Annotated in this window: 8 protein-coding genes and 2 pseudogenes; 3 read left to right on the plus strand and 7 right to left on the minus strand. The window is 66.6% G+C overall.

Features of this window, described 5'->3' with window-relative positions; all coding sequences use genetic code 11:
• Positions 1-6 precede the first annotated feature (6 nt).
• Positions 7-406 (plus strand): annotated as a pseudogene (locus SLP03_RS20715) (transposase); the annotation flags it as partial.
• Between the two features lie 153 nt (positions 407-559).
• Here the strand turns inward: SLP03_RS20715 and SLP03_RS20720 are convergent.
• The 3 genes from SLP03_RS20720 to SLP03_RS20730 all read right to left on the minus strand — a co-directional run bounded on the left by SLP03_RS20720 (position 560) and on the right by SLP03_RS20730 (position 3,153).
• Complete coding sequence (locus tag SLP03_RS20720) at positions 560-1,099, minus strand: GNAT family N-acetyltransferase (RefSeq protein ID WP_319462270.1); 540 nt, start codon at positions 1,097-1,099, stop codon at positions 560-562.
• Positions 1,100-1,235: 136 nt separating this feature from the next.
• The gene (locus SLP03_RS20725; RefSeq protein WP_319462280.1) at positions 1,236-2,513 is read right to left on the minus strand and encodes an IS701 family transposase; all 1,278 of its coding nucleotides are present in this window, start codon (positions 2,511-2,513) and stop codon (positions 1,236-1,238) included.
• Between the two features lie 256 nt (positions 2,514-2,769).
• Positions 2,770-3,153: a hypothetical protein gene (locus tag SLP03_RS20730; protein WP_319462271.1), complete on the minus strand. Its 384-nt coding sequence runs from the start codon at positions 3,151-3,153 to the stop codon at positions 2,770-2,772.
• Between the two features lie 302 nt (positions 3,154-3,455).
• Here SLP03_RS20730 and SLP03_RS20735 point away from each other — a divergent pair, with 302 nt between their 5' ends.
• A complete protein-coding gene (locus tag SLP03_RS20735; RefSeq protein ID WP_319462272.1) occupies positions 3,456-4,148 on the plus strand; it encodes a hypothetical protein in 693 nt (230 codons plus the stop codon).
• Positions 4,149-4,222: 74 nt separating this feature from the next.
• Here the strand turns inward: SLP03_RS20735 and SLP03_RS20740 are convergent, their stop codons facing one another.
• Positions 4,223-5,086 carry an IS5 family transposase gene (locus tag SLP03_RS20740; RefSeq protein WP_319462273.1) on the minus strand — a complete coding sequence of 288 codons (864 nt, stop codon included), beginning with the start codon at positions 5,084-5,086 and terminating at the stop codon, positions 4,223-4,225.
• A gap of 406 nt (positions 5,087-5,492) precedes the next feature.
• Between SLP03_RS20740 and SLP03_RS20745 the strand changes: the two genes are divergently transcribed.
• Positions 5,493-5,954, plus strand: a complete 462-nt coding sequence (locus SLP03_RS20745; RefSeq protein ID WP_319462274.1) for a hypothetical protein — start codon at positions 5,493-5,495, stop codon at positions 5,952-5,954.
• A 121-nt stretch (positions 5,955-6,075) separates the two neighbouring features.
• Here SLP03_RS20745 and SLP03_RS20750 read toward each other — a convergent pair whose 3' ends face one another.
• The 3 genes and pseudogenes from SLP03_RS20750 to SLP03_RS20760 all read right to left on the minus strand — a co-directional run.
• Complete coding sequence (locus SLP03_RS20750; protein ID WP_319462275.1) at positions 6,076-6,492, minus strand: DUF6896 domain-containing protein; 417 nt, start codon at positions 6,490-6,492, stop codon at positions 6,076-6,078.
• 57 nt (positions 6,493-6,549) lie between these two features.
• Complete coding sequence (locus SLP03_RS20755; RefSeq protein ID WP_319462276.1) at positions 6,550-6,885, minus strand: hypothetical protein; 336 nt, start codon at positions 6,883-6,885, stop codon at positions 6,550-6,552.
• A 265-nt stretch (positions 6,886-7,150) separates the two neighbouring features.
• Positions 7,151-7,262 (minus strand): annotated as a pseudogene (locus SLP03_RS20760) (IS5/IS1182 family transposase); the annotation flags it as partial.

Genomic DNA, 7,262 nt, shown 5'->3' on the forward strand with positions numbered 1-7,262 from the left:
GGCGGTGGCCATCCGAACACGCTGTCCGCGCTGGGGTCGATCCGCGCGGCCCGCCCGGACGGCGCTCCCATCTACGTGATCCTGGACAACCTGTCCGCCCACAAGGGCGAGATGATCCGGCGTTGGGCGAAGAAGACGCGGGTCGAGTTGTGCTTCACCCCGACCTACGCGTCCTGGGCCAACCCGATCGAGGCCCACTTCGGGCCACTGCGGCAGCTCACGATCGCCAACTCCCCACCACCGCAACCACACCGTCCAGACCCGGGCCCTGCACGCCTACCTGCGCTGGCGCAACGCCAACGCCCGTCACCCCGACGTTCTCGCAGCCCAGCGCCGCGAACGCGCCCGCATCCGCAGCGAGAAAGGCATCCGCTGGGGCGGACGCCCACTCACAATGGCAGTCTGACCACACCGCGCCCCAGACCGTCTGGCTTCGTCCACGAGAACGGACAGCGCTTCGACAGCGTTTCGGGAGGCGTTCGGCCGTGTCCGCCTGGTGAGATGTTCATGAGTTTCAACAGCGCTGGGCTCCGTCCTAGCAGTGCCGTCGAGCACGAGCTCAAGCAGACGGCGTGACCGGGGACCGCAGGCCGAGCCACTGCTCGGCGTCCCAGGCCTGGAACCGCTCTACCTCGGTGAACCCCAGCTTTGCCGCGAGGCGCATCGAGCCGACGTTGGCGGTTTGGGTGGTGAGCACCACCGGCTCGCCGGGAAGGACGCCGTCGAACCAGTCGAGTGCCGCCGCGCACGCCTCGGCGGCGTACCCGAATCCCCACGCCCGCGGCAGGAACAGGTAGCCGAGATCGGCCTTCCCCGCGGCAGCCGGCCGACGGTGCCCCGTTGCTCTCCTGAGCAGGATCTGGCCGATCATCGCCCCGTCGAGATCAACGACGAAACTCCCGGGCCACCGCTCGGGCGCCCCGGGCATCTCGCGCTCAAGCTCGTCACGGGGCCGGGGGCCGCCGAGGTAGGTGTGCACCTCTGGCGACGCCAGCAATTCGATGAACGCCGAACGGTCCCGGGCCTCGGACTCACGGAGCACGAGCCTCTCGGTCCGGATCGGCTCAGTCGGCCAGGCGACGGGTCCGAGCTCAGTCATGTCGGCCAGCTAATCAGCAGACTCGGCAGCGATGAAGACTCGCGGACCGATCAACCCACCGGCCCGGGCCCCACCCTCACCTACGGGGCCGGGCCCTACAAGCCACGCCTGCTAGTACGGCAGCCGCCGTTCGGGATCATGGCTGGAGTTCGAGGTTGAGGCGTCGGGTGTAGTGGGATTGTCGGGCTCGGGCTTGATGGCGGCGCCGCCACTGTGACCAGCGCAGACGGTGGGCGAGGTTGCGGGTTGGCCGGAGTACGAGGGTGTTGATCAGCCGGCGGATCTCGTTGACGGTGAGCTTGATCAGTCCTGTGTCGGTGGGGTCGTGGTCGGCGGCGGCGGCGGCGCAGATCGCCAGGACGGCGAGGGCGGCCAGGGCGAGGGTGGTGAAGCGGTGCCAGGAGTCCCAGCGGCGGACCTGGTGCTGGTCGAGGCCGACCTGGCCCTTGGCGGCCTGGAACCTTTCCTCGACCGTCCAACGGATGCCGGCGACCCGCACGAGTTGGGCCAGGGTGGCCGGTTGCGGGGTCCAGCAGCGGTAGAAGGCCAGTTCACCGGTGGTGGTGTTGCGGCGGATCAGCATGCTGTGGTGGCCGCCGTCGTCGGGGTCGACGTCGGTGCAGACGTCGTCGAGCCAGGCCCAGTCGTAGAAGCGTGGCCCTTTCGACCCGACTCCCGCGCTGCGGCGCTGCCACGCCGAGGCCGGTAGCTCGGCGGCGACTCGGTCAGCCCGAACCCGGGTCTTGCCGCCGTCGAGGGGGACCAGGTGGCTGCGGGACACAGCCAGGACATAGCCCAGCCGGTGTTCGCGCAGGTGGGCGCGGAAGGCGCTGCTGTTGCCGTAGGCCTCGTCCGCGGCCGCCCATCCGGCCGGGACGCCGGCGTTGAGGGCTGCGGTGATCATGTCGGCGGCCAGCTCGGGCTTCGTCGCGAACTCGACCTCGTCGGGGACCCCGGCGGCCTGGCAGCGGTCCCGGTCATCAGTCCAGGACACCGGCAGGTAGACCCTGCGGTCGATCAGCGTGTGTCCATGCCGGCTGGCATAGCCGCAGAACACTCCCACCTGCGCGTTCTCGATCCGGCCGGCGGTGCCGGTGTACTGGCGTTGCACCCCGACCGTGTGCACGCCCTTCTTCAGGTCTCCGGTCTCGTCGACGACCAGGACCGCGTCCGGGTCACCGAACCGGCCGACGACCACCGCCCGCAGATCGTCGCGGACGGCGTCGGCGTCCCACACCGCCCGATACAACAACCGTTGCATCGCATCCGGCCGGTCGTGCCCGGCCTGCTCCGCCAACTGCCAGCACGTCTTGACCTCGATATCGGCCAGCAGCCCCGTCACGAACGCCGCCGCCGACCGCCGCGGCTCGACCCGCCCGAACCGGCCCGCGAACGCATCGCACACCCCGGCCAGGACCTGCCGCCAGCGGGCAGGGTTTACGCTGTGGCACGCGGCCACCGCCAGATCTGAAGTTATGTCCACAGCAGACAGACGATCACGCGGTGGCCGCACCTCGTCTACCCGGCCCCCGCCAGCGACATCTCAAACGGCGGCTGCCGTACTAGGAACGGGATGCCTCCCGTTCTCGTGAACATCGACTTCGGCAGCGGCGGGCCGCCTCCCGAAGTGCCGTACATCTGCTGTCGGGATTCGTGAATAGAACCAACCGTCAGACCACCAGAGCCGCGTGCAGCGCGTGGAACGCCTCACGCAGGTCCTCGATCGGGATCGGATCGAATTCCATCTGCAGGTGACAGGCGCCGTCGCCACCATTGCGAGTCAAGCGAACGAAGAAGGCGAAACCGTCCTCGACGGGCTCTGCCTTCAACACCAGGGGATTGTTGCGGCCGGGGGTCACTGCCGCCGAGAAGCTCGCACCCGACGCCGCGCCCAAGCGGGAGAGCATCTCCTCCGCGAAGTCCACCACCTCAGCGTCGGTGAGGTACGCGGTGAAGTCGGCCGTCAGCCGAGAGCACCAGTCCGTGGTGACCCGCCAGGTGTCTTCACCGGTCCGAGCCATGTCCAGCCGCGCAAGATCGTTGCCGAGGCGCATTTGCGGACCTTCTATCCTCACCTTCCGACACTCCACCCTGGGCTCAAGATCTTGACGATCGGGACCGACCTCCAAGCCGCAGCCTCGGTGCCGGAGGAGCTGGCACGGTCGCGGTATCGTTCGTTGGCGAATAGCGCCTACGGATTGGCAGCTGGCGCAGACTGCAGGAGTGCCGAGGAGCTAAGCAGATGGGTGCGCACACGGGCCCGATCCGAGTCTACGGCTCACCGAGGACGCGAATCCTGGCGCCACTGCTCCGACCGTCCGCAACCCTATGCCTCCAACTGATCACAGTGTGCGCTTTGCTCGTATACGGAGTCCTCGTCAATTTCAATATCAAGGCGGCCATCGCGCTAGCGGTTGTAGTTGCTGTCGTCTGGGTGGCCGGGTGGATAGCGAGATCAACTGCGCGCTACGTGCTCATCGCTGATCGTTATCGCTGGCAGCAGGTAGACCAAGCCTGTGACGCCATCGTCAGGCATCTACCCAACGCGAGCACGCTTAGCCGCAATGAGGTGCGGTTCGTCATTCAGACGGCCCGTTGGGACTTGGCCTGCCTCATGCGCGATCAAGGTCGCCTGATGGATCTGCAACGGGCAGCTCACCGCTCCACAGTGGGCCTGGCCGAGGGTGATCCTCTGCACGGTGAACTCGATGTTCGACACGCCCTGTTGGCCGAACAGCTGCAAGCCATCCAGACCGAAGTCGAGCAGCGGCTAGGGCGCCTGAACAGCCTCGCGCTGCACAGCAGCGCGATCGCCACCGAAGAGGCGAAGAGACGGCGCAGTCGCGCGGCTGCCGAACGGGCACGGCGTACTCTCGCCCGGGTAGACACGGGCATTGCCGAGGCCGCCATCTCGGCAACTCGCACCGACCCAGCCGCTGACTTCACCGAGCGAGCCGAGGCCATCCTTGCCGCCTACCGAGAGTTGAGCAGCGAGAGGACGCTGGGTCCTACTCCTACTCCTCATACAAGCGGAGCAGGGGATGCCTGAGCGTGGCATCTGCCGTGACGGGATAGCGGGGTCCTGCCCCAATTGCCGAATAGACCTCTTAGAGGGCATCCCGTCTAGGTGTGTAGGGATGTGTCTGTTTCGGGGTGGTCATCGCGCCAGGATGGGGTCGATTCGTGGGTCAGTTGACGGCTCATGTTGTCGATCATGGCCCAGTGGATGTGGGCGCGGGAGTGTTCAGGTGACGTTTCGTAGTCGCGGACGAGTCGGCGATGAAGCATGATCCAGCCGTTGGTACGTTCTATGGCCCATCGTTTGGGTAGCGGTTGGAAGCCCTTTTGGCCTGGGGTTTTCGCCACGACCTGGACGTCGATGTGGTGGGCGGCGCCGCGTTCGATGACGGTGGCGCGGTAGCCGGCGTCGACCCATACCGTGCTGATGTGACGGTGGGTGGCGGCGAGGTGGTCGATGACGTCGCGGCCGGCGGCGGTGTCCGAAACGCTGGCGGCGGTGACGATGACGACCAGCAGCAGGCCGAGGACGTCGGTGGCCAGATGCCGCTTGCGGCCCTTGATCTTCTTGCCGGCGTCGATGCCTTGCGAGTTTTCGGGCACGTTGTTGCTGGTCTTGACACTCTGCGAGTCGATGATCGCCGCTGTCGGCTCGGTGGAGCGGCCCGCGGCCTGGCGGACCTTGCCGCGCAGCAGGTTGTGGATCGTCTCGGTAGTGCCGTCGGCGGCCCACCGGGTGAAGTACGAGTGCACGGTCTTGTACGGCGGGAAGTCGTGCGGCAGGTACTCCCACGCGATCCCGGTGCGGTTGACGTACAGGATCGCATTCACGATCTCCCGCAGGTCATGCACCGGTTTCTTGAGACCCAAGCCGCCCTGAGCCGCCCGCCAGGCGGTCATGGTCGGTTCGATCAACGCCCACCGGGCATCGGACAGATCAGTGCGATACGGACGGCGAGGAGTCGTCATACATCGATCATCGCGAACCGCTCCGCTCGAGCCCAGCAAGGCATCAACCGGCGTGTATTAGATCCAACCCGACCAAGACGCCCTCTTAGAGGATCAAGGCGGCCCGCAAGCGGGCCGCGCCGGCCCGGCCCCGGCCTGCTGGCGACCTCCGGCCGGCATCGGCCGGGCCGGCCGGCCACGCTTGGAGACGACCAGGAGCTGGAAGACCTCGGGGCTCTGCCCCGAACCCCGGCCCTCCTCAGAGATCGGCCGGGCGGATCACCTCGCCGGGCACCACAAGGGCTACCAGCCTCCCCGGACGGGGCCAAGGTCGTTCGGACGTAGGGCGCTCCACCTTGTCCCCGTCCGGGGAGGCTGGACGGTCTGGCGACTGCCCGACGAGGAGATCCGCCTCTAACATGACCGAGTGATCAACACAGCGAAGGGTCGACCTCCCGCACCGATTCTGGCGGCTTCCATCGCCATGGTCATCCGGGCCGTTGTGGCCGCTATCCCGATACCGGGAACCCGCGGCGACGTGCTCGCCCAGGTCCTCGCTAGCGTTCTAGTCGGCGGGTTGATGCTGGTTCTGGCTTACGGACTACTCCGTGGGAACTCGCTCGCTCGGTGGCTAGTCGTGATCCTTGCGGTCGTGAATCTCTACACCGGGGCGACGCACCCAGGCCTGAGCGTCGCCGGCCGGACTTTCTCGGTCGGCCTGCCGCTGGCGCTCGTCGGCCTGCTCCTCTTGCCGGGGTGCTCGCGTCGGTGGTTCCTCGATCCTCCCGAGGCCGCTACGTCTCAGTCGACACCAACTGCACTGGTGGGGGGAACGCCGGAGAACCCGCTTGATCCCTCTTCCCATCACGGGCCGTCCACAGGCCTGTAGCCACAGGGCCGAGCGGTCACGGGCGGGCACGAGAGATAAGCGGGGGGCCGCCACGAGCAGGCCTTTCGGGCATCACAACCTGTTGAGCACGTTCTTCCAAACTGACGGTGAGTGGCTCGAATCAGCGTTCCGGCAGGCCGTGCCAGCGGCCGACCCGCACCTCTCGCAGTTCGCCCAGCCTCGAAAGGTAGGAGCATGCCCTACCCAGCTCCTCGACTGAGGGGCGGGCGTCCGACTGCTCGTCTAGGAACCACTTGATTCGCCAGGCGTCGAATGCCTCGATACCGTCGACCAGGTCGACGTCGACCTCCCGGCCTTGCTCATCCGTCATCCGACAGCCAGCGCCGTGAACCGAGTACTCGATACCCGTGCTCGACTTGCCCTCCCGAGCCAGCACTTGCGTATGCCTCACTGCCACCATCAGATCCAAGATGCAACCGAAATCTGGGTAGGCATCGAGCAAGCGCGACCGAATGCGCTCCAGAGCGGCGGCGTAGCGTCGTACTGCCTCGATCGCTAACTCGGCATCCTCGTTCACATGATCAGTATGCCCGTCTGACAGTCCCGCACCCGTGCCCGTCGCCGTCTAGGGAGTTCATCGCCGTGTCGAAGAGCGCCGCCTGCGTCCCCTCTCGATCAGCGCACCGAATACGCCTACGCACACAACCGAACACACGCCCATGACTACCGCCGCGAACGGATCACTTTTCGGGCCTGACAAAAGGCTCACCGATGCAATCCCGAACACGATGGCAAGAATGGGCAATATTCCGCGTGCCACAGTGCGGTGATGGCGCCGATTGTGCGCGGCCTTAATCCGACGTTCTTCGGGACTGAGCTCCTTCTCCCATGGCGTGTTGAAGGGCCAGTTGGCAACCCAGACTATTGCAGCCAGCCCCGCAATAATCATCAGCACCGTGACGATGAGCATGCTCTACCTCCAGAAGCCGGTCAGTCCATGACAGAACCGACAGCGTTGGTAAACGGGTCATGGTTGGCGGGGCCCTGGGCCAGAAGGTGCGGGGTGATAGTGACTGGTAAGCCGATGGCCTGTAAAGCAACTACGACGGATACGGTGCCGCTGGCGGGCTACCTGGCCCCGACTCCGCAGGAAGCCCCGGGCTGGCCGGGGGCAGACCCTGGCTAAGGGACGTCTCGTAACTCGCTGAAGGCGTTGCCCGGCGCCGGACTGGCCGTCAGCCGGCGAGGGCGATGTTGTGGAGGTGGGCGATGCCGGAAGCGGCGTCGGTCAATGTGCGGGCGGCGCGGCGGTAGTCGCGCAGGATTTTCCAGCACTTCATCCTGGCC

This window comes from Micromonospora sp. RTP1Z1 (genome assembly GCF_033804685.1).
Lineage (GTDB): Bacteria > Actinomycetota > Actinomycetes > Mycobacteriales > Micromonosporaceae > Micromonospora.

What these genes read in the sequence shown, in the direction of transcription:
- SLP03_RS20720 (WP_319462270.1), bottom strand. Translation starts at nt 1,099, where the DNA reads ATGACTGAGCTCGGACCCGTCGCCTGGCCGACTGAGCCGATCCGGACC.
- SLP03_RS20730 (WP_319462271.1), bottom strand. Translation starts at nt 3,153, where the DNA reads ATGCGCCTCGGCAACGATCTTGCGCGGCTGGACATGGCTCGGACCGGT.
- SLP03_RS20740 (WP_319462273.1), bottom strand. Translation starts at nt 5,086, where the DNA reads ATGACGACTCCTCGCCGTCCGTATCGCACTGATCTGTCCGATGCCCGG.
- SLP03_RS20755 (WP_319462276.1), bottom strand. Translation starts at nt 6,885, where the DNA reads ATGCTCATCGTCACGGTGCTGATGATTATTGCGGGGCTGGCTGCAATA.